Below are 19,576 nucleotides of genomic sequence, written 5' to 3'. Positions count from 1 at the left end.
ATGGCCATGCTGGGCAAGCGTCGCCCCGGGCGTGCCTCGTCGGGGGGCTCGGGGCTTGAGGGTCGCCAGGCAGAGCCGCACGAGGCCACCGGGGAGCAGGACGCCCTGGAGATCCGTGGACTGGCCCATGACGGGCGCGGGGTGGCGCGCACCGCCCGGGGCAAGACGGTGTTCGTCGAGGGCGCCCTCCCGGGCGAGCGGGTGAGGGTCGCCGTCCATCGCACTCGCAAGCGCTTCGACGAGGCCCATGTGCGGGAGCTGCTGGTGGCCTCGGCGGCGCGCGTCGCGCCCCCCTGTCCCCACTTCGGGCGCTGCGGCGGCTGCGACCTGCAGCACCTCGCCCTGCCGGCGCAGCGCCGCCACAAGCAGGCGGTACTGGAAGAGCTGCTGGGGCGCCAGGGCATCGCCCTGGCCGCGTCGCCGGCGCTGCTCGCCGGCGCGGGGGAGGGCTACCGCCGTCGCGCCCGCCTGGGCGTCAAGGTGGATGCCGACGGCGGCGTCCACCTGGGTTTTCGTGCGCGCCACTCCCACCGCCTGATCGACATCGAGGCCTGCACCGTGCTGGTGCCGGCCCTAGACGCCCTGCTGGTGCCGCTGCACCAGTTGCTGGCGGAGCTCGAGGCGCCGCGCCAGGTAGGGCATCTCGAACTGCTCGAGAGCGACCAGGGCGCCCTGGTGGTCGTGCGCCAGCTGCGTGACCATCCCGGGGACGCCCGACGCTGGCAGGCCTTCGCCAGGACTCATGGCGTTCACCTGGCCCGCTGGCTGGGCCGCGAGGCGGCAGAACTCGACTGGCTGACCCCCGTACCGGCGCTCAGCTGCCGGGTCCCGGGGCCCGACGGGGTGCTCACCCTGGGCGTTGCCCCCGGGGACTTCCTGCAGGCCAATGCCGAGGTCAATGGCCTGATGGTGAGCACGGCACTCGCCTGGCTCTCCCCGTTGGCCGGAGGCGAGCGGGTGCTGGACCTGTTCGCCGGCGTGGGCAACTTCAGCCTGCCGCTTGCCGCCGCCGGTGCCCGGGTGACGGCGGTGGAGGGCAACCCGGCGATGGTCGCGCGGCTCGGCGACAATGCCTGTGCCAATTCACCGAGACGCAGCCTGGTCCTCGAGGCACGCCAGGCTGACCTCTCCGAACCGACGGCCGTGCGCGAGCTGCTCCAGGAGGTCGGTCCCGAGGTGGTGGTACTGGACCCGCCCCGGGAAGGGGCCGAGGCGGCGAGCCGGGCACTGGTGGAACATCCTGTGCCGCGGCTGCTCTACATCTCCTGTGACCCGGCCACCCTGGCCCGGGATGCGGCACACCTTGTGCATGGTGGCTATCGCATCCGGCATGCGGCCGTGGCGGACATGTTCGTGCACACCTCACACCTGGAATCCATGCTGCTGTTCGAGTATCCCGGCTCGGGGCGGCAGGCCCAAGGAGCGACAAACGATGGTTAAAGTGCGTGAAGAGCAGCCGCTGACCGGGGACGGAAGGGTCGATATCGACCAGTGGCTCACGCGCCTGCAGGATGACGTCAAGCTGCGCGACGTCGACGAGATGCGCCGTACCTGCGAGCTGGCTCAGCAGCTGGAGCTGGCCTCCGACCGCCCCCACAAGGCCTGGCTGAAGGATGGCTCGAGCTTCCGCATGGGCCTGGAGATGGCCGACATCCTGGGCGAGCTCAAGCTCGACCAGCCGGCACTGGAGGCCGCGGTGCTCTATCGGGCCGTCCGCGAGAAGCTGATCGGCCTCGAGGAGGTCGAGAAGCGTTTCGGCCACGAGGTCGCCGGCCTCATCGACGGCGTGCTGCAGATGGCCGCCATCAGCACCTTCCAGGCCCCCAGCCAGGGCCTGAGCCAGCATGACCAGCAGGACAACCTGCGCAAGATGCTGGTCAACCTGATCGACGACGTCCGCGTCGCCCTGATCAAGATCGCCGAGCGCACCTGCGCCCTGCGCCAGGTGCGCGATGCCCCGCGCGAGAAGCGACTGCAGGTGGCCCGCGAGGTGTTCGACATCTATGCCCCCCTGGCCCATCGCCTGGGCATCGGCCAGCTCAAGTGGGAGCTCGAGGACCTCTCCTTCCGCTACCTGCACGAGGCGGAGTACAAGGCCATCGCCCGCCAGCTCGCGGAGAAGCGCCTGGACCGTGACCGCTACATCAGCGAGGTGGTTCAGACCCTCAAGTCGCTGATGACGGCCCAGGGGATCAGCCGCTACCAGGTCGACGGTCGCGCCAAGCACATCTACTCGATCTGGCGGAAGATGAAGCGCAAGCGCATCGACTTCTCCCAGGTCCACGACATCCGCGCGGTGCGCATCCTGGTGCCCGAGGTAACCGACTGCTACACGGTGCTGGGCATCGTCCACTCGCGCTGGCATCACGTCCCCAACGAGTTCGACGACTACATCGCCAACCCCAAGAAGAACGGCTACCAGTCGCTGCACACCGCGGTGCTCGGCCCCGAGAACAAGGTCCTCGAGATCCAGATCCGCACCTTCGCCATGCACGAGGAGGCCGAACTCGGGGTCTGCGCCCACTGGCGCTACAAGGGACACGACACCAGCGCGCGCAGTGCCAGCTACGAGGAGAAGATCGCCTGGCTGCGCCAGGTGCTGGAGTGGCACGAGGAGGTGGGCGACTTCGGCGACCTGCGCGAGGGGCTGACCAGCGACGTGGCCCCGGACCGCATCTACGTCTTCACCCCGGACGGCCACGTCATCGACCTGCCCCGGGTCGCCACGCCCATCGACTTTGCCTACCGGGTGCACACCGAGGTGGGTCATCGCTGCCGGGGGGCCAAGGTCAACGGCCGCATCGTGCCGCTCACCTACCGGCTCAAGACCGGCCAGCAGGTGGAGATCCTCACCGCCAGCAAGGGCGGGCCGAGCCGCGACTGGCTCAACCCCAACCTGGGCTATGTGCGCACCTCCCGGGCGCGGGCCAAGATCCAGGCCTGGTTCAAGCTGCAGGCCCGCGACCGCAACCTCGAGGAGGGCCGGGCGCTGTTCGAGCGCGAGATGAAGCGTCTCGACGTCGAGGACATGGACCTGACCCGCCTGGCCAACAAGGTCAACTACCCGACCCCGGACGACATGTATGCCGCCCTGGGCGCGGGGGACCTGCGCATCGGCCAGGTGCTCCACCAGGCCCAGCAGCTGTTCGGCGAGAGCGACGACCAGGAACAGCTCGACCGCCTGCTGGCCAAGCCCCGCAAGGTCCCGGGCAAGGGCAGCGGCAGCGACATCACGGTGCTCGGGGTGGGCAACCTCAAGACCAGCATGGCCAACTGCTGCCATCCGGTCCCCGGCGACGCCATCGTCGGCTTCATCACCCAGGGGCGCGGCGTCACCGTGCACCGCCAGGACTGCCCCAACATCCTCCAGCTGCGCCTGGACGAGCCCCAGCGCATCATCGAGGTGGAGTGGGGCGAGCGTGCCCGTACCCAGTACCCGGTGGACATCGAGATCCAGGCCTGGGACCGCTCCGGCCTGCTGCGCGATGTCACCAGCGTGCTCAGCAACGACCGCGTCAACGTCCTCTCGGTGAACACCCTCACCGATACCGAGGACGGCATCGCGCGCATGTCCATCACCGTCGAGGTCGACGGCCTGGAGACCCTGGGGCGCCTCTTCTCGCGCATCCAGCAGCTGCCCAACGTCATCGAGGTGCGACGGCTGCGCAGCGGGGGTGGCCAGGGAAAGTCGGGCAAGCGCAGGAGGAGGATGACATGAGCCAGCCCCGCCATGACTTGGACGACCTGCTCACGCTGATGGCCGTGCTGCGCGACCCCGAACTGGGCTGCCCGTGGGATGTGAAGCAGGACTGGGACTCCATCGTGCCCCATACCCTCGAGGAGGCCTACGAGGTCGCCGACGCCATCGAGCGGCGGGCCTGGGACGAGCTGCCCGGCGAGCTCGGCGACCTGCTCTTCCAGGTGGTCTACTACAGCCAGTTCGGGGCCGAGGAGGGGCGCTTCGACTTCCACGAGGTGGTGCATGTCCTCACCGCCAAGATGCTGCGCCGCCATCCCCACGTCTTCCCCGACGGCACCCTGGCCTCGCGCCGCCCGCCCGGGGTCAGCGCCGAGGACATCGAGACCCGACAGGTCCACTCCCGTTGGGAGTCGCTGAAGGCCGAGGAGCGTGCCGCGCGGGCAAGCGACACACCCCCGGGTGACACGGGCGACAGTACCGCGGCCTCGGTGCTGGACGACGTCCCCCGGACCCTGCCGGCGCTCTCCCGGGCCGCCAAGCTCTCCAAGCGCGCCGCCCGGGTGGGCTTCGACTGGCCGGATGCCCGCGGCGTGCTGGCCAAGATCCGCGAGGAGCTCGACGAGGTGGAGCAGGCCCTGGCCGAGGGGGACCGCGCCCATGCCGCCGAGGAGGTGGGCGACCTGCTGTTCGCGGTGACCAACCTGGCGCGCACGCTCAAGGCCGATCCCGAGCAGTGCCTGCGCGCCACCAATGCCAAGTTCGAGCGGCGCTTCCGCCACGTCGAAGCGGCCCTGGCCAGCGCCGAGTTGCCGCTGGAGGAGGCCGGCCTGGCGGCCATGGAGCGGCACTGGCAGGCCGCCAAGCAGCTCGATCCCCCCGTTCAGGAACCGCCGCAAGGAGAGTCCCGGCCATGAGCCACGACCTGCACGAATCGCTGCGCGACAATGTCCGTATCCTGGGCGACAGCCTGGGCCGCACCATCGCCGATGACCTGGGCCCGGGCTTCGTCGACCGCATCGAGACCATCCGCAGCTTCGCCAAGCGCGGTCGCCAGGGCGAGGACGGCAGCCAGCGCGCGCTCATCGAGTACCTGCGCAAGCTGCCCGACCGCGACCTGCTGCCGGTGACCCGGGCCTTCAACCAGTTCCTCAACCTGGCCAACATCGCCGAGCAGCACTATCGGGCGCGCTTCCGCCGGGTCGAGGACTACAAGCCCGGTTCCCAGCCGGTGCTCTCCGAGCTGCTCGAGCGGGCGCGGGGCGAGGGCCACTCGCCGCGCAAGCTGGTGGAGACCCTCTCCGGCATGCGCGTCGAGCTGGTGCTCACCGCGCATCCCACCGAGGTCATTCGCCGCACCCTGATACAGAAGTATGACGCCATCGACGACTGCCTCACGGCCATCGAGTCCTCCGCGGACTACCCGGAGCGCGGGGCGCGGGCCCAGGGCCGCCTGGAGGAACTGATCAGCCAGGCCTGGCACACCGACGAGATCCGCCACGAGCGGCCGACCCCGGTGGACGAGGCCAAGTGGGGCTTCGCGGTGATCGAGAACTCCCTGTGGCAGGCGGTCCCCGACTTCCACCGCGACCTGGACAACCTGCTGCTGGAGACCGCCGGCGAGCGCCTGCCGCTGGATGCCGCGCCGATCCGCTTCGCCTCCTGGATGGGCGGCGATCGCGACGGCAACCCCAACGTCACCGCGAAGGTGACCCGTGAGGTGCTTCTGCTGGGCCGCTGGATGGCGGCGGACCTCTACCTGCGCGACCTGGAGCAGCTCAAGGCCGAGCTCTCCATGTGGAAGGCCAATAGCGCGCTCAAGGCCGAGGTGGGGGACGTCGCCGAACCCTACCGCGAACTGATCAAGCGCCTGCTGGCGAGGGTCGAGGCGACCCGCGACTGGGCCAAGGCCGAGCTCGACGGGCGCAGCTACGAGGGCGGCCCCATCATCGAGACCCGCGACCAGCTCTATGCCCCCCTGCTGGCCTGCTATCGCTCGTTGTGTGACGTGGGGCTCGACACCATCGCCAACGGCGTGCTGCTCGACACCCTGCGGCGCGTGGCGGTGTTCGGGGTGACCCTGACCAAGCTCGACCTGCGCCAGGAGGCCAGTCGCCACGCCCAGGTGATGGAGGAGCTCACCCATGGCCTGGGGCTCGGCCACTATCGCGACTGGAGCGAGGCCGAGCGCCAGGAGTTCCTGCTCACCGAACTCGCCTCGCGGCGTCCGCTGATCCCGCGGCGCTGGGAGTGTTCCGCCGAGTCCCGCGAGGTCATCGACACCTTCCGGGTGATCGCCTCCGAGCATCGCGAGGCGCTGGGGACCTACATCATCTCCATGGCCGGGGAGCCCTCCGACGTGCTGGCGGTGGCGCTGCTGATGAAGGAGGTGGGCGGCACGGTCAGCCTGCCCATCGCGCCGCTGTTCGAGACCCTCGACGACCTCGACCACGCCGGCGAGGTGATCGACCACCTGCTGGCGCTGCCGGGGTATCGTGCCCTGGCCGGCGACAGCCAGGAGGTGATGATCGGTTATTCGGACTCCGCCAAGGACGCCGGCCAGCTGGCCGCGGCCTGGGCGCAATACCGGGCCCAGGAGACGCTGGTCGAGGTCTGCGACCGCCACGGGGTCGACCTCACGCTCTTCCATGGCCGCGGTGGCACCGTGGGCCGCGGCGGCGGGCCCGCCCACGCGGCCATCCTCTCCCAGCCCCCGGGCTCGGTGAACGGCAGCCTGCGGGTGACCGAGCAGGGCGAGATGATTCGCTTCAAGTTCGGCCAGCCGGAGATCGCCCTGCGTTCCATGGAGATCTACGCCTGTGCGGTCCTCGAGGCGAGCCTGCTGCCGCCGCCGGCACCCCGGCCGGAATGGCGCGAGGAGATGGACCGCCTGGCCGAGGTGGCCCACGGCGCCTATGTGGGGGTGGTGCGCGAGGATCCCGATTTCGTCCCCTACTTCCGCGCGGTGACCCCGGAAGGCGCGCTCGGGCGGCTGCCGCTGGGCTCGCGTCCCACCAAGCGCCGCCAGGACGGTGGCGTGGAGACCCTGAGGGCGATCCCCTGGATCTTCGCCTGGACCCAGATCCGCCTCATGCTGCCGGCCTGGCTCGGCAGCGGCGAGGCCTTCAGCCAGCGGCTGGAGGAGGAGGGCGGTCTCGAGGTGCTGCGCGAGATGCGGGACCAGTGGCCCTTCTTCGGGACCTACCTGGACATGCTGGAGATGCTGCTGGCCAAGGCCGACGTGGGCATCGCCGCCTACTACGAGCACCGGCTGGTCGACGAGCCGGCCCTCAAGGCGCTCGGGGAGCGGCTGCGTACCCGCTTCGGTCGTCTCCACGCGGCGCTGCTGGAGGTGCTCGACCAGCAGGAGCTGCTGGAGAAGACGCCGCTGATCCGCCAGGCCATCGAGGTGCGCAACCCCTACATCGATCCGCTGCACGGCCTGCAGGCGGAGCTCCTGCAGCGTAACCGCGACGCCGACGGGGCGATCAGCGCCGACCTCTCCCGCGCGCTGATGGTGACCATGGCGGGAATCGCCGCCGGGCTGCGCAACACCGGCTGATTCCGGCAGCGCCTGGCTTCGCGAGGCGCTGTAAGACTGATACCCCTCTATGGTGTCGACGGGCCCTGATATTCGGCGCTTTCGATGCCATCGTTCACCGGCATCAGGTCGATGCTCTGTTCGACGAGAAGATAGGCCGGGCTGCGACTCGAACGTGGCCGCCTCGGGGGGACGCACACGTTGTCGCGTGCCCACTCGGCCAGGCTATCGGCAAACTGTTCTGGGAGCGGGAGACGGTCCTTGTCCTTCGCTTGGCTACAGGTTCCGGGCCCGGTTGATCTGCTGGGACAGGCGCATCGCCTCGTGTTCCTCCAGCTTCAAGAGTTCGCGAACGAGATCGCGGGTCTCGGGGATCTCGGCGCGTCCTTCCAGGTAGCGGTATAGCGCGATGACCTGATCGTGCAGCGAGAAGACTTCCCGGCTGATGTCTTCGAAGCCCATCTCGGCATAGGGCAAATTGCACGCCTGATGGGGTTTGATGGGCGCATGCGACAGATAGTCGTAGACCCAGGTGTTTAGGGCCTTGGGATCGGCCTGCTTCTCGAAGCTGGCCACGGTGTGCTCCAGGACCGCCTCGTGATCGGCGAGATACTCCAGCAGTGATTTGGCCCGTGCCTCCTCCTGCCGGGTGGCACAGTGTCTGAAGCACTCAGCCAACTGGGCATGCAGCTGGCGCGTCCAGTCGATCAGGTCATGAAAGGTCTCGATCTTCATTTATTGCTCTCCATTCGTGGGTTGCTCTATAGGTATTGGCTGTAAACCGGTCGGCTTCGACTGGGTCACTCGTTCTCGCTCCACCATCCCCCGCCGTAGAGGCTGCGAAACCCCATCTCGTACATGCTGTCGCGGGTCGTGCCGGCAAGCTCCAGCGTCGAGGCGATAGAGTCGCTCAACAGCGTCTCCCATTGCCGATAGGGGGTGTCACTATCGATCGGCGCCGGTGCGGTCTCTACCATCTCGGCCAGCCACTTCACACCGGTCATCCAGGGGGAGAAGCGTTCCGAGTACATCAGCCGGCTGGTCCGCGCCGGATGCAGTTGACGCAGCACCTCGGCTGACCAGGGGGTGGTGTAAAACCGCACCCAGGGCCCGACGAAGGTCTCGTAGAGGGCCACGTTGTGCTCGGAGAGGGCGCGCACCCGATCGAACGCCGGTGCCTGAGAGGGGTAATCCAGGTCCTCCACGCGGCGTTCCTCGAAATGCACCTGGAACTGGGGCTTGTGACAGTCGGGGTCGCCGGTGGGGTTATCGATGCGCATCTCGTAGAGGCCAGGCGCCAGGTCGTTCAGCTCGCCGACGCTCTCGAGGATGGCCCGGTGCTCGAGGCGCGCGACCTTGGAGGAGACGAAGATGCCCAGGTGCCCCACATGGGGATTGAGCAGGTAGACGATGCGCTGGTCGGCGGCCTTGAGAGCCTCCGTGCTCGGGTAGACCGCGGGGATCCAGTTGAGAGCCTGATGAGGCGGGCTGATGTTGTCACCGCTGGAGGCGAAGATCACCAATGGATTGCGGATACGCCGGAGATCGACGGTGAAGCCGGGACAAACCTTTAACTCCCCGCGTTCGAGCTGGTTGCCGATGAAGAGGTTCTCGACGATGGCGGTGATCTCTTCCTTGCTCAGCGAGTAGAAACCCGTCCACCAGCGCTCGAAGTCAAGAAAGCGTTCGCGCTGGCCGTCGATGTCGGCGAACAACTGATAATCCTTCTGCCACAGGGTATTGGCTGGCTTCAGCGATTCGAAGTTACTGGCCAGATAGGCGCCGTCGAAACGCCCGCCGCCCAGGTCCGCCAACAGGTGAATCAGCCAGGCGCCGCCCATCAATCCGCCGGCCAGCCGCATGGGATTGACGCCGGATTCACCCGACCAGTAGGAGAGCGGCGAGCCGTTGAGCACCGTCGGCCCCACCAGGCCCTCGCAGTCAGCGGAGAGCAGTGCGATGGCCCAGCCCGCCTGGCAATTGCCGTAGAGCACCGGCGGCTGGCCGGGGTGCCGCTCGGCCACTGTTTCGACGAAGCGGCGCAGGACGTGCAACACGTCCTCCAGCGTCTGCCCGGGGACGGGCTCGGGGAAGAAGATCACGAAGTACACCGGGTGCCCCTCGTGGAGCGCCATGCCCACCTCGGAGTCGCGCTTGAAGCCGCCGATGCCCGGGCCGTGGCCGGCACGCGGGTCGACGATCATCACCGGCGGCTTGCTGGCATCGAGGCAGTCCTCCAGGCAGTCATCCCCCACGCGTGTGACCCGCAGCAGGGCATAGTTGGCGGGGCGCTCCAGCCGGCGACCATCGAGGATCGTCTCGTAGTCGAAGTCGAGCAGCGGAGGCTTGCCGGCTCGCTCGTGTTCGAGCATGTTGTCCGCGCGCTCACGCAGGGTGTCCAGGTAGTGCACGCCGCGTTGCCACAGGTCGAGCTGATAGGTGAGCAGCTCCGCTGCTGGGGGGCTCAGGGCGGTGACCGGTTGGGGGCTGGGTGGACTCCCCTGATACGTGGCCTCTTGCGGGGCGGTAGTTTGGCGCTTGCTCGGGGCATGGCGAGTCGAGGGAGCCTTGGCAGTCGATGTCTTGGCGGTCATGGAGCGTTACCCCTTGTGGTCAGGATGTCGATGGTTCGGGATCGACGCCGATCTCGATCCGGGTATCGGACAGGAGGCGACGACCATGGTCGCGCCGACGAGGAAGCTCCGGCGTTTCATGATCGCCGTCTGGATTCGGATGGCGGGGCCGCCGAGTGGGGCGGTTGCCCGGCATCTCTGGTTTTCATCCTAGGTTGCCGGGGCAACGTCACCGCCAGCACCGCAGCGCCGATCAACGCCGCGATACCCGAGGCGGCCAGCACACCCTGGCGGGCCGCGGTCAAAGCCGCCGGCGTATCGAAGGCGAGCCCGGCGATGAACAGGCTCATGGTGAAACCGATCCCGGCCAGCACGGCCACCCCGTACAGATGGCACCACCCAACACCCGCGGGAAGCCGGGCGAGGCGCAGCCGAATCGCCAGCCAGGCGAGTGAGAAGACACCCAACTGCTTGCCCAGCAAGAGGCCGAGGGCCACCCCGAGAAAAACGTCGCCGAAGCCAGTACCTGCTACTGGCATCACGATGCCTGCGTTGAAGAAGGCGAACACCGGGACGACCCCGAAGGTGACCCAGCGCCGCAGGTCGTGGTAAGTGCGAGCCAGGGGCGAGCCCTCCTGCAGGCCATCCCGTGTTCGGGCTGGGATGGCCAGGGCGATGGCGACGCCGGCCAGGGTGGCATGGACCCCGGACTCGAGTACCGCTACCCACAGCACCAGCCCCAGCAGCACATAGGGCATGGCGCGCGTGACCTGGAAGCGATTGAGGAGGACGAATCCGGCAAGCGTCATACCGGCAATCAACAATGCCTCCCCGGCGAGGCGCTCGGTATAGAACAGCGCGATGATCGCGATGGCGCCGAGATCGTCGAAGACCGCCAGGGCCATCAGGAACACCCGCAGCGCGGGCGGCACGCGCTCGCCGAACAGTGACAACACCGCCAGCGCCAGCACGATGTCGGTGGCGGTGGGCACGGCCCAGCCATGGGCGGCGATCCCCTCGGTACCGTTGACGATCAGGTAGACCAACGCCGGCAGCAGCATGCCACCGGTCGCCGCGATCGCCGGCAGCGCCACCTGCCGGGTCGAGCCCAGCAAGCCGCCGAGCATCTCGCGCTTGAGTTCGACGCCCATCAGCAGGAAGAAGAACACCATCAGCCCGTCGTTGATCCACAGGATCAACGGCTTGTCGATGCCCAGGGTGCCGATCTGCACCGACACGGGCGTATGGTGCACCAGTTGGTAGACGTCGCGCAGTGGCGAGTTGGCGAGTATCAATGCCGCGAGCATGGCGCCGACGGTCACCAGGCCCGCCGCGCGCTCTTCGGCCCCCTGCCGTGCCAGTGTGGTCATCGTGGTTGTCACCTCCCGGAGATGGTCCTTACAGGCGCCAACCACTCGGACCCGCCACCCGCAGGCGCGGAACGAAGCGTGGCGTGCGGGCCGCATACGCCTGCCAGGTTTGATCGAACCGACGTGCCACCTCGCGCTCTTCGTGGATCGCCAGTCGCGAGTACATCCACACCAATACCGGGAACATGACCAGCGTCAGCAGGGTGGGCCACTGCAGCAGGAAACCGGCCATCACCAGCACGAAGCCGGCGTACTGGGGATGCCGCACATGGGCATAGGGCCCGGTAGTGGCCAGCTCCCCCCGCCGCTGGGCGGCATAGAGTGACCGCCAGCCGGCGGCAATGAGGGCGAACCCCGCAACGATGAACACCATGCTCAGCAGATGGAACGGCCCGAAGTGGGGGTTGGCCTGCCAGCCGAACAGCATCTCCAGCAGGTGCCCTGCATCGTGGCTGAACCAGTCCACTTCCGGGTAGCGTGACTGCAGCCAGCCGGAGAGGAAGTAGAGGGTCAGCGGAAAACCGTACATCTCCGTGAACAGCGCCACCAGGAAGGCGCTGAAGACCCCGAGCGAGCGCCAGTCCCGGCGCGTCTGCGGCTTGAAGAAGCTGAACGCGAAGAAGATGAAGATCGCCGAGTTGAGAATGACCAGGCTCCACAGGCCATAGGCGGGGACGTCATCACTCATCAGGTCCTCTCTTGTGATCACCCTGCCCGCCATGCCCGCCATGCATGAATACATGCATCAGCGGACAGGCGAGCAGGATCAGCCAGGGCAGGGCACCGAGCAGGTGCACCTTGTGCCCCTCCCAGAGCAGGAAGCCCATCACCGCCAGGGCGAGCGCCACCATGAGCCAGAAGGTGCCCTTGCTCGGCCGTCGGTCCAACCACCCCTTTTCATCATTCATGATCAGATCCTCACCCGGCGCAGGCGCAGTGAATTCATCACCACCGACAGCGAAGAGGCGCTCATCGCGAAGGCGGCGAACATCGGCCCGATCAGGATGCCGAGGAACGGATAGAGGATCCCGGCGGCGATCGGTACGCCGGCCCCGTTGTAGACCAGGGCGAAGAACAGGTTCTGCTTGATGTTGCGCATGGTAGCCAGCGACAGCTTGCGGGCCCGGACGATTCCGTCGAGGTTGCCCTTGACCAGCGTGAAGCCGGCGCTTTCGATCGCCACGTCGGCCCCGGTGCCCATGGCGATGCCGACATCCGCCTGGGCCAGGGCGGGGGCGTCGTTCACCCCGTCGCCGGCCATGGCGACCTTGCGGCCTTGTTCCTGCAATTCACGGATAATGCGCGCCTTGTCTTCGGGCAGCACGTCGGCGCGGATCTCGTCGATGCCCAGACGGCCGGCGACGGCACGGGCGGTACGCTCGTTATCGCCGGTGGCCATGATGATGCGAAATCCCAGCCGGTGCAGTGCCTTCAGGGCCTCGGGTGTGGTCTGCTTCACCGGGTCGGCCACGCTGACCAGGCCGGCGATCTGGCCATCGAGAACGACGAACATTACCGTTTCGCCCTCATCGCGGCGGGCGTTCGCGGTTTCGGAAATCCGTCCACCGTCGAGGCCCAGTTCGGCCATCAGCTTGGCGTTGCCGAGGGCCACCGACTGGCCGTCCACGACCCCCTTGACGCCCATGCCGGTCACGGCCTCGAAATCGGTAGCATCGGCGAGGGATACGCCGCGCTCCTCGGCGCCGGCGACGATGGCCTCGGCCAGCGGGTGCTCGGAGCCTTTCTCGAGGCTGGCCGCCAGGCGCAGCACCTCGGTCTCGTCATGCCCATCCTCCGGCAGTACGGCCACCAGCTTCGGCTTGCCTTCGGTCAGCGTGCCGGTCTTGTCGACCATCAGCGTATCGACCTTGGCGAAACGCTCCAGGGCCTCGGCATTCTTGATCAGGACTCCCAACTGGGCGCCGCGCCCGGTGGCCGTCATGATCGACATCGGCGTGGCCAGGCCCAGTGCACAGGGACAGGCGATGATCAGCACCGCGACCGCCGAGACCAGCGCATAGGACAGCGCCGGCGCCGGGCCCCAGATCGCCCAGGCAATGAAAGAGAGAATGGCGACACCGATCACCGTGGGGACGAACGTGCCTGCTACCTTGTCGGCGAATTTCTGGATCGGCGCGCGTGAGCGCTGGGCGGCGGCCACCATCTCGACGATCTGGCTGAGCATGGTGTCGGCGCCGACACGAGTAGCTTCCATGACCAGGCTGCCCGTGCCGTTGATCGTGGCCCCGGTGACCTTGTCGCCTTGGACCTTTTCCACCGGGACCGGCTCACCGGAGATCATCGACTCGTCGATCGAGGAGCGACCCTCGACGACCACACCGTCCACCGGCACCTTGTCGCCGGGCCGCACGCGCAGGTGATCGCCCACCTGCACGTCTTCCAGCGGCACCTCCTCTTCGCTGCCGTCGGGCCGGATCACCCGGGCGGTCTTGGCGGCCATGTCGAGCAGTGCGCGAATCGCCTTGCCGGTGCCCTCGCGCGCGCGCAGCTCCATCACCTGGCCCAGCAGGACCAGGGTCACGATCACCGCCGCGGCCTCGAAATAGACGCCGACGCTGCCGTCTTCCCGGCGGAAACCCTCGGGGAAGATGCCGGGCACCAGCACCGCGACGATCGAGAAGAGATAGGCCGCGCCGACCCCCATGCCGATCAGGCTGAACATGTTGAGGTTCCAGGTGCGGAAGGAATTCCAACCGCGCACGAAGAACGGCCAGCCGGACCACAGGATTACCGGCGTGCTGAGCACCAGCTCGATCCACATCGCGTTGCGTTCACCGAAGAAGTCGCGAATGGCCCCGAAGCCCAGGTAGGGGCTCATCGTCAGAATCAGGACCGGAAGCGTGAGCAGGGCCGCGACCCAGAAACGTCGGGTAAAATCGACCAGCTCGGGATTCGGCCCTTCATCGCCGACCGCCGCCGATTCCAGCTCCAGGCCCATACCGCACAGGGGGCAGGCACCGGGAGTGGTCTGGCGCACTTCGGGGTGCATCGGGCAGGTGTAGACGGCGCCGGCATGCCCTGCCGGTACCTTGTCGTACTTGCCGCCGCGAACCGGTTCGCTTCCCGCATGGCCGGTAGCATGCCCGTGACACTCGCCATGGCCATGGTCGTCATGCGTCTGTGAGTCGCCGCTTCCCACTGGCACGAGGTGCATGCCGCACTTCGGACAATCCCCCGGCTGATCGGAGACGACCTCGGGATGCATCGGGCAGGTGTACTGGGAAGACCCTTGATCGCTGGCGTTCATGGCGCCGGCATCCGTGCCTTCCTTCAGCTTGCCGTGATGCGAGTGCTCACGCCGCTTGATGTGCTGCTGAGTCATGAAGTCGTCTCCGTTACCTTCGTTGACTGGGGGTATCTCAGGGTCTTCCTTCCCGTGAGCGAGGGACGCCATGGTGCCCATGCAGCGTCGTCAATGTCGCAGATCGCGCCTGCGTTGCTCGTACTCCTCGCGGTCGATCTCGCCGCGGGCGTAGCGTTCTTGAAGAAGGTCCAGGGCCGTTGGTCGCTGTTGAGACATGGCCTCGCTTCGGTCCCGGGTCAGACGACGGACCAGGAGAACGGCCAAGGCAATGACGGCGCCCCAGAACAACACCATCATGAGCCCGCCGAAGAGCATATGCCCCCAGCCGTAACTCCCCATATACGCCATCATGTCGCCCCACATGGTCGGATCTCCTTTCATGTCGAATCCCCCTACCCTGCTGTCAGGCTACGGCCTGTGGGTGACCCAAGGGTCAAGATACAGAGAGGTGAAAGCCTGCGGCTCTTGATCCCGGTCAACTTTCGACATCTTCAGTGGCATGGAATCAACACCGCACGCTTGCGCTGAGGTGTGAATTCAGGATGTCAATGATCCCCCGGCTCATGAGGAGTATTGCGTGAGGTATCCGCTTGCTTCCGCCACTGCCCCCAGCGAGGAATCAACATCGGTACCCGCTGCTCAGAGGCGCGATAGGCGTCAGCGAACCGAGCCCGCATCTGCCGTTCCTCGCGGTGGGCCAGCCAGATATAGGCCAGCATGATCACGGGCAACAGGCCGGCCGAGGATAGCGTCAGTCAATGCACCACGCCTTCGCCGAACAAGGCGATCGAGTCCGGCTGGCAGGAGGGTACGCCCTACGTGCAGTCCTACCAGCCACTGGAGGCACAGGAGAACGGCATGGCAGTGGACGGCGATCCGTGGAAATGACGAAGGAGACGCTGCTTATGCGGTTCGGTTGGCCCCTCAACCGATTGTGGCCAGGGCCGGGAACCAGTCCACCAGAATGCTGGAGAGCCGGGTAAGCGTCCCCGAGACTATCAGCAAGCCCATGAGGACCAGGATCACGCCGGCGACAGGTCGCGCATAGGCACTCCACTTGCCGAGGCGGCCCCGGTAGTGGCTGAACTTGTTGAGCAGCAGGGTGCTGGCCAGGAAGGGCAGGGCCAGGCCCAGGGAGTACGTCGCCAGGTAGAGCATGCCGGCCTGTGCATTGGCAGTGGTCGAGGTGGCCATCAGGATCGCCCCCAGGATCGGGCCGATGCAGGGCGTCCAACCGATGGCGAAGGAGATGCCGAAGAAGGTCGCCGTCATGGGGGAACCCCCTCTCGGCTCGGGTGACCACTGGAAGCTGCGCTGCAGGACGGGTAGCCGGAACATGCCCGTCATGAAAAGGCCGAGCACGATGACGATGCTACCGGTGATCCAGTTGAGCTCCTGGCGATAGCCGCGCAGGAGCTGGCCAATGCTGGTGACACCCAGGCCCATCAGGATGAAGACCACGCTGAAGCCGAAGACGAAGAAGGTGCTCAGCAGCAACGCCTCGAAGCGCCGGTCCGCCTTGCCGGCACTGCCGCCGGTGACCACCGACAGATAGGCGGGCAGCAAGGGCAGGGTGCAGGGCGAGAAGAATGACAGCAGCCCGCCGAAGAGGGCGCCGATCAGGCCGATAGAGGAGAGCGTGTCCACGGGGCAATCTACCTGGATGCTATGAAGTGGAAGGATATCGACCGGCAACCGTCAGGGTTGCCGGTCTGGTTCGGTGAGGCAGCGCCTGCTGTCCGGCCCCTGTCCCTAGCGGTCCCAGGCGCAATCGGCCTGTGAGACGAGCCGCATCGCCTCGTGTTCTTCCGTCGTCAGCAGCGGCTGGAACCCAGGGCTTGCCTCGGGGGCTCGTCACTACCTTCCCGATAACGATACCGCTCCAGGTCCTGATCGTGGAAGGCGAACACTTCACGACGGGACTCGTCAATATTCATCTCGGCGCAGGGAAGGTCATACGCCTGCTGGAGAGAGAGGCACATAGGGCAGGCAGTCATCTTCACCTCGGTCGCGACACCTCGAGAGAGATCTGATGACCGATGCCCCCCAGTTCCACTGTCCGCAGTACCTCGAGGGAATCCGGGTCGAGGATCCACAGGTGGGGTTCTGTGCGGCTGGTGACTAGCACCCGCCCATCGGTGGCTGCCACGGCGAGATGGTAGGGGGCCGGAGACAGTTCAGCGCTATGTCGTGTTCCGTCCACGAGGGAGACCCTGACGATGCGGTTCTCGCCCTGACTCGTCGCATAGAGCCTCTGGCCATCCGGGCTCAGGTCGATGCCGTGAGGTGCCGCGCCGATCTCGTATTCTTCGGCCACATGCCCGGTCGGAAGATCCACCGCCATGACTCTCCCTCCCTCAACATCGTTGAGGTATAGGCGTGCCCCGTCCTCCGAGAGCACCATGTGCTCCGGGCTTCCGCCGACGTGGATATTACGTTGCACGAACCAGTGCTGAGTATCGACCTCGCTGATGGTGCCGTTACCCGCATTGCTGACCAGTATCGGGCCCCCCGCTTCCTGCTGAACCAGGTAGTTGGGGTTGGGCCCCGTGGGCAAGGAGGCTATCACCTGGCCGCTTTCCAGCGACACCACGCTGATGCCTCCGCCGGTGGGATGGGTCGAGACGGCATGGCGTCCATCGCGTGTGACCAGTACATGGTGCACGGGTGACGGCACCTCCAGGGTCCTGCTGATGCGGCTCGTGGCCGTGTCGGCGACGTAGAGCAGGCCGGTACTTGCTTCCTCCAGGGAGACCGTTCCGCCATTGCCATGATGGGCCGCGTGCTCGTCTTCCGTCACCCCTTCGGGGCGCGCGATCTCGCGACCGGACTCATGAGGGGTGAGACTGCCAAGGATGAGTTGCTGGCCGTCGGGCGTGAGGGCGGAGCCGTGCGTGTTGATCGTATCGGTCACGGTCGATACCACCTCCAGACGATCCAGGTCGATGATACCCACGGCATCTGCCGTCCCCATCGGCACGAATGCCCGGTCGCTGGCCGCCATGACGGCAGTCGAGGCTCCCAGGGCGACGCCGGCCATGAGATAAGCCAGCCACGGTCTCTGCAGAGAGTTCTTCATTAGATGCATTTCCTGGATGTTGAGGCCCCGGCGGGACGCAGGTGACTACCAGCAGGTGGTCGGAATGTCATGGGGGTGCTTGTGGGGTATACCATAGACCACTGGCGTGACCGCGCGCTTGATGCGTGTCAATTCAGAGGCTTCCGCCCCCGGTGTCTTCCTCGTGCAACCCGCAACGGGAATGGCCCCCGTCACCGCTGTGAGGAATTTGAAAAACGTGACTTGTATAACGAGCCGTGACGGTGCCGTCGGGAGTGATGGCCAGACGAGGGACGCCTTCGTTCGCGACGTAGGGGCAAATATCTAACGCCTGTACTCCCAAGGGACAAGGCCGATCGGGAATCCCGACCTTCGGAGATAAGTTCCTGCAGCGTGCTGTGATGACCCTGCCGGAGCCGCTCTACGAGCACGACTTTCGTGATTACTCGTATGACTTCCGGCCGTGGCGCCCGGCTCCCCATGAACAAGTCGGGTTGATCACACTGGATACCAGGTCCTGGGTGGGGATCGACGCCGAGTCTGTATTACCGGGCACCAGGTGCAGGATTGAATTTCATTACGCGATCCTTGTGACGTTAAAGTTTGGAGTCGATATCATAGCCAATGCCTTGCACTCCATCCGATGAATTCAGCCATTCGAGCGCTCAATGGCCGCCGCGACCAAGGTTCTCTCTGAACCTCAATCGACTCGTTCAAGTCAATCTCGAATATTGTCGCCAGGGCGGTGTTCAGTGACTGGCAGTCTACCGCCAGAGTGAGTTCGTAGTTGATGAACAGGCTTCGGTAGTCGAGGTTGGCAGACCCCACCGTACTCCAGTCGTCGTCCACGATAAGAGTCTTGGCGTGTAATACACGGGGCTGGTACTCGAATATCCGGATTCCTGAAGCCAGCAACCTGGAATAGGTCTCTCGTGAGGCCCACTGGACAAAAGGCACATCGTTCTTTCCCGGTACCAGCACTCTGACATCGACACCATCCGATGCCGCGCGGCACAAGTCACGCTGGGTTCCCGCATCCGGAAGAAAATATGGCGTGGTCAGCCATAGCCGGTTGCGTGCAGCCTTGAAACGGTCTTTCAGATGGCAGCGCAGGCGATAACGGCAGGTATGGCCGTGATTGGTGAGCAGCTCTATCCCGCCATGCTTACCACCACACTGCCACTTCAGATCTCCCTTTCCAAAAGACTCAAATGCTCTACGAGCATCGTCAACCACGGGGCCAACGATGCGGAAGTGGGTATCACGCCAGCGGGTGTCCCCGAACACTTGCCGCGAGTTGAGCTCCGTAATGTTGAAACCACCAAGATAGGCAACGTTGTCGTCGACGATGGCAAGCTTGCGATGATTGCGCCGGTGGAACAACCAGGGCTTGCGCCACTGCCAGGGGTGACACCATATGAATCTGACGCCCGCCTCCTTCAACCGGCGGGATGAACCTCCCGGGAGGCCGAAATGCGAACCCAATGCATCGACCCTCACCCGTACGTCCAGACCACGCTGGCTGCAATCACTGAGGGTCTTCATGAAGTCACGCCCAATAGCGTCATCGGCAAAGATGTAGGATTCGAGCCAAACCCGCCGCCGCGCCGAGGAAAAATCGGAAAGCATGGCATCGAACAGTGCGTCTCCCTCAATGAAAAGTCTGATGGTGTTATCTTCACACTCCGCGTTGCAAACGCCGCTACTGTTGCTGCCTGCTCTAATGGACCCTTGCGGCACCGTCATTTCTGTCACTCCTTGGGCCGAAGGCCGGCACTGGGAAAGCGTGCCTCGGGCTACACCGATAGTTGTCAAGAATTCTGTTGCCGCCGAGAACATTCCCGCCGCCCGGTCTTCTGGTTCGGTAGTGGCGATCTGAAGATTGAAGTGGACCCCCGGGGGCCGGACAACTCGCCCGGCGAATACGCGAACCTGCTAGCCCGAAAATTGCACCAGACATGCAAAAAGCGGCTGAAAATCGGTTATAATTCAAGCTACTACACAAGAATCAA

Annotated in this window: 15 protein-coding genes; 5 read left to right on the top strand and 10 right to left on the bottom strand. The window is 65.9% G+C overall.

All coding sequences use genetic code 11. From position 1 onward, the window contains the following. Genes SCI24_RS09230 through ppc form a run of 4 tightly spaced genes read left to right on the top strand, consistent with a single transcriptional unit; the run spans position 1 to position 7,259 of the window. Complete coding sequence (locus SCI24_RS09230; RefSeq protein WP_318725118.1) at positions 1–1,440, top strand: TRAM domain-containing protein; 1,440 nt, start codon at positions 1–3, stop codon at positions 1,438–1,440. Further along, complete coding sequence (gene relA / locus SCI24_RS09225) at positions 1,433–3,718, top strand: GTP diphosphokinase (protein ID WP_318725117.1); 2,286 nt, start codon at positions 1,433–1,435, stop codon at positions 3,716–3,718. Before SCI24_RS09230 ends, relA begins: the two co-directional genes overlap by 8 nt. After that, complete coding sequence (mazG, locus tag SCI24_RS09220) at positions 3,715–4,614, top strand: nucleoside triphosphate pyrophosphohydrolase (RefSeq protein ID WP_318725116.1); 900 nt, start codon at positions 3,715–3,717, stop codon at positions 4,612–4,614. Before relA ends, mazG begins: the two co-directional genes overlap by 4 nt. Beyond that, on the top strand, positions 4,611–7,259 hold the full coding sequence (gene ppc, locus SCI24_RS09215; protein WP_318725115.1) for a phosphoenolpyruvate carboxylase: 2,649 nt from the start codon (positions 4,611–4,613) through the stop codon (positions 7,257–7,259). Before mazG ends, ppc begins: the two co-directional genes overlap by 4 nt. Before the next feature lie 255 nt (positions 7,260–7,514). On the opposite strand, the gene SCI24_RS09210 is transcribed toward ppc, so the two are convergent. From SCI24_RS09210 to SCI24_RS09180, 7 genes are all read right to left on the bottom strand, one after another. After that, positions 7,515–7,973, bottom strand: a complete 459-nt coding sequence (locus tag SCI24_RS09210) for an ATPase (protein ID WP_318725114.1) — start codon at positions 7,971–7,973, stop codon at positions 7,515–7,517. Positions 7,974–8,038: 65 nt separating this feature from the next. Next, positions 8,039–9,832 (bottom strand): DUF3141 domain-containing protein, encoded by a 1,794-nt coding sequence (locus tag SCI24_RS09205; RefSeq protein ID WP_318725113.1) that lies wholly within the window; start codon positions 9,830–9,832, stop codon positions 8,039–8,041. Between the two features lie 116 nt (positions 9,833–9,948). After that, on the bottom strand, positions 9,949–11,181 hold the full coding sequence (nhaA, locus tag SCI24_RS09200) for a Na+/H+ antiporter NhaA (RefSeq protein WP_318725112.1): 1,233 nt from the start codon (positions 11,179–11,181) through the stop codon (positions 9,949–9,951). A gap of 28 nt (positions 11,182–11,209) precedes the next feature. Then, entirely contained in the window at positions 11,210–11,869 is a 660-nt protein-coding gene (locus tag SCI24_RS09195; protein ID WP_318725111.1) for an isoprenylcysteine carboxylmethyltransferase family protein, read from the bottom strand. Further along, complete coding sequence (locus SCI24_RS09190; protein ID WP_412929427.1) at positions 11,862–12,089, bottom strand: DUF2933 domain-containing protein; 228 nt, start codon at positions 12,087–12,089, stop codon at positions 11,862–11,864. Before SCI24_RS09190 ends, SCI24_RS09195 begins: the two co-directional genes overlap by 8 nt. 2 nt (positions 12,090–12,091) lie before the next feature. Then, the gene (locus tag SCI24_RS09185; RefSeq protein ID WP_318725110.1) at positions 12,092–14,524 is read right to left on the bottom strand and encodes a copper-translocating P-type ATPase; all 2,433 of its coding nucleotides are present in this window, start codon (positions 14,522–14,524) and stop codon (positions 12,092–12,094) included. 90 nt (positions 14,525–14,614) lie between these two features. After that, positions 14,615–14,869 (bottom strand): SHOCT domain-containing protein, encoded by a 255-nt coding sequence (locus SCI24_RS09180; protein ID WP_318725109.1) that lies wholly within the window; start codon positions 14,867–14,869, stop codon positions 14,615–14,617. Positions 14,870–15,223: 354 nt separating this feature from the next. Here SCI24_RS09180 and SCI24_RS09175 point away from each other — a divergent pair, with 354 nt between their 5' ends. After that, on the top strand, positions 15,224–15,394 hold the full coding sequence (locus SCI24_RS09175) for a hypothetical protein (RefSeq protein WP_318725108.1): 171 nt from the start codon (positions 15,224–15,226) through the stop codon (positions 15,392–15,394). A 36-nt stretch (positions 15,395–15,430) separates the two neighbouring features. Here SCI24_RS09175 and SCI24_RS09170 read toward each other — a convergent pair whose 3' ends face one another. From SCI24_RS09170 to SCI24_RS09160, 3 genes are all read right to left on the bottom strand, one after another. After that, positions 15,431–16,153 (bottom strand): cytochrome c biogenesis CcdA family protein, encoded by a 723-nt coding sequence (locus SCI24_RS09170; protein WP_318725107.1) that lies wholly within the window; start codon positions 16,151–16,153, stop codon positions 15,431–15,433. A gap of 352 nt (positions 16,154–16,505) precedes the next feature. Beyond that, positions 16,506–17,585: a YncE family protein gene (locus SCI24_RS09165; protein WP_318725106.1), complete on the bottom strand. Its 1,080-nt coding sequence runs from the start codon at positions 17,583–17,585 to the stop codon at positions 16,506–16,508. A 594-nt stretch (positions 17,586–18,179) separates the two neighbouring features. Beyond that, positions 18,180–19,310, bottom strand: a complete 1,131-nt coding sequence (locus tag SCI24_RS09160; protein WP_318725105.1) for a phospholipase D-like domain-containing protein — start codon at positions 19,308–19,310, stop codon at positions 18,180–18,182. Positions 19,311–19,576: the final 266 nt, after the last annotated feature.

Origin of the sequence: Halomonas sp. (assembly GCF_033549285.1) — a bacterium.
GTDB lineage: Bacteria > Pseudomonadota > Gammaproteobacteria > Pseudomonadales > Halomonadaceae > Halomonas.
Note: the sequence above shows the minus strand (reverse complement) of the source record. Positions and strands in the feature narration are given on the sequence as shown.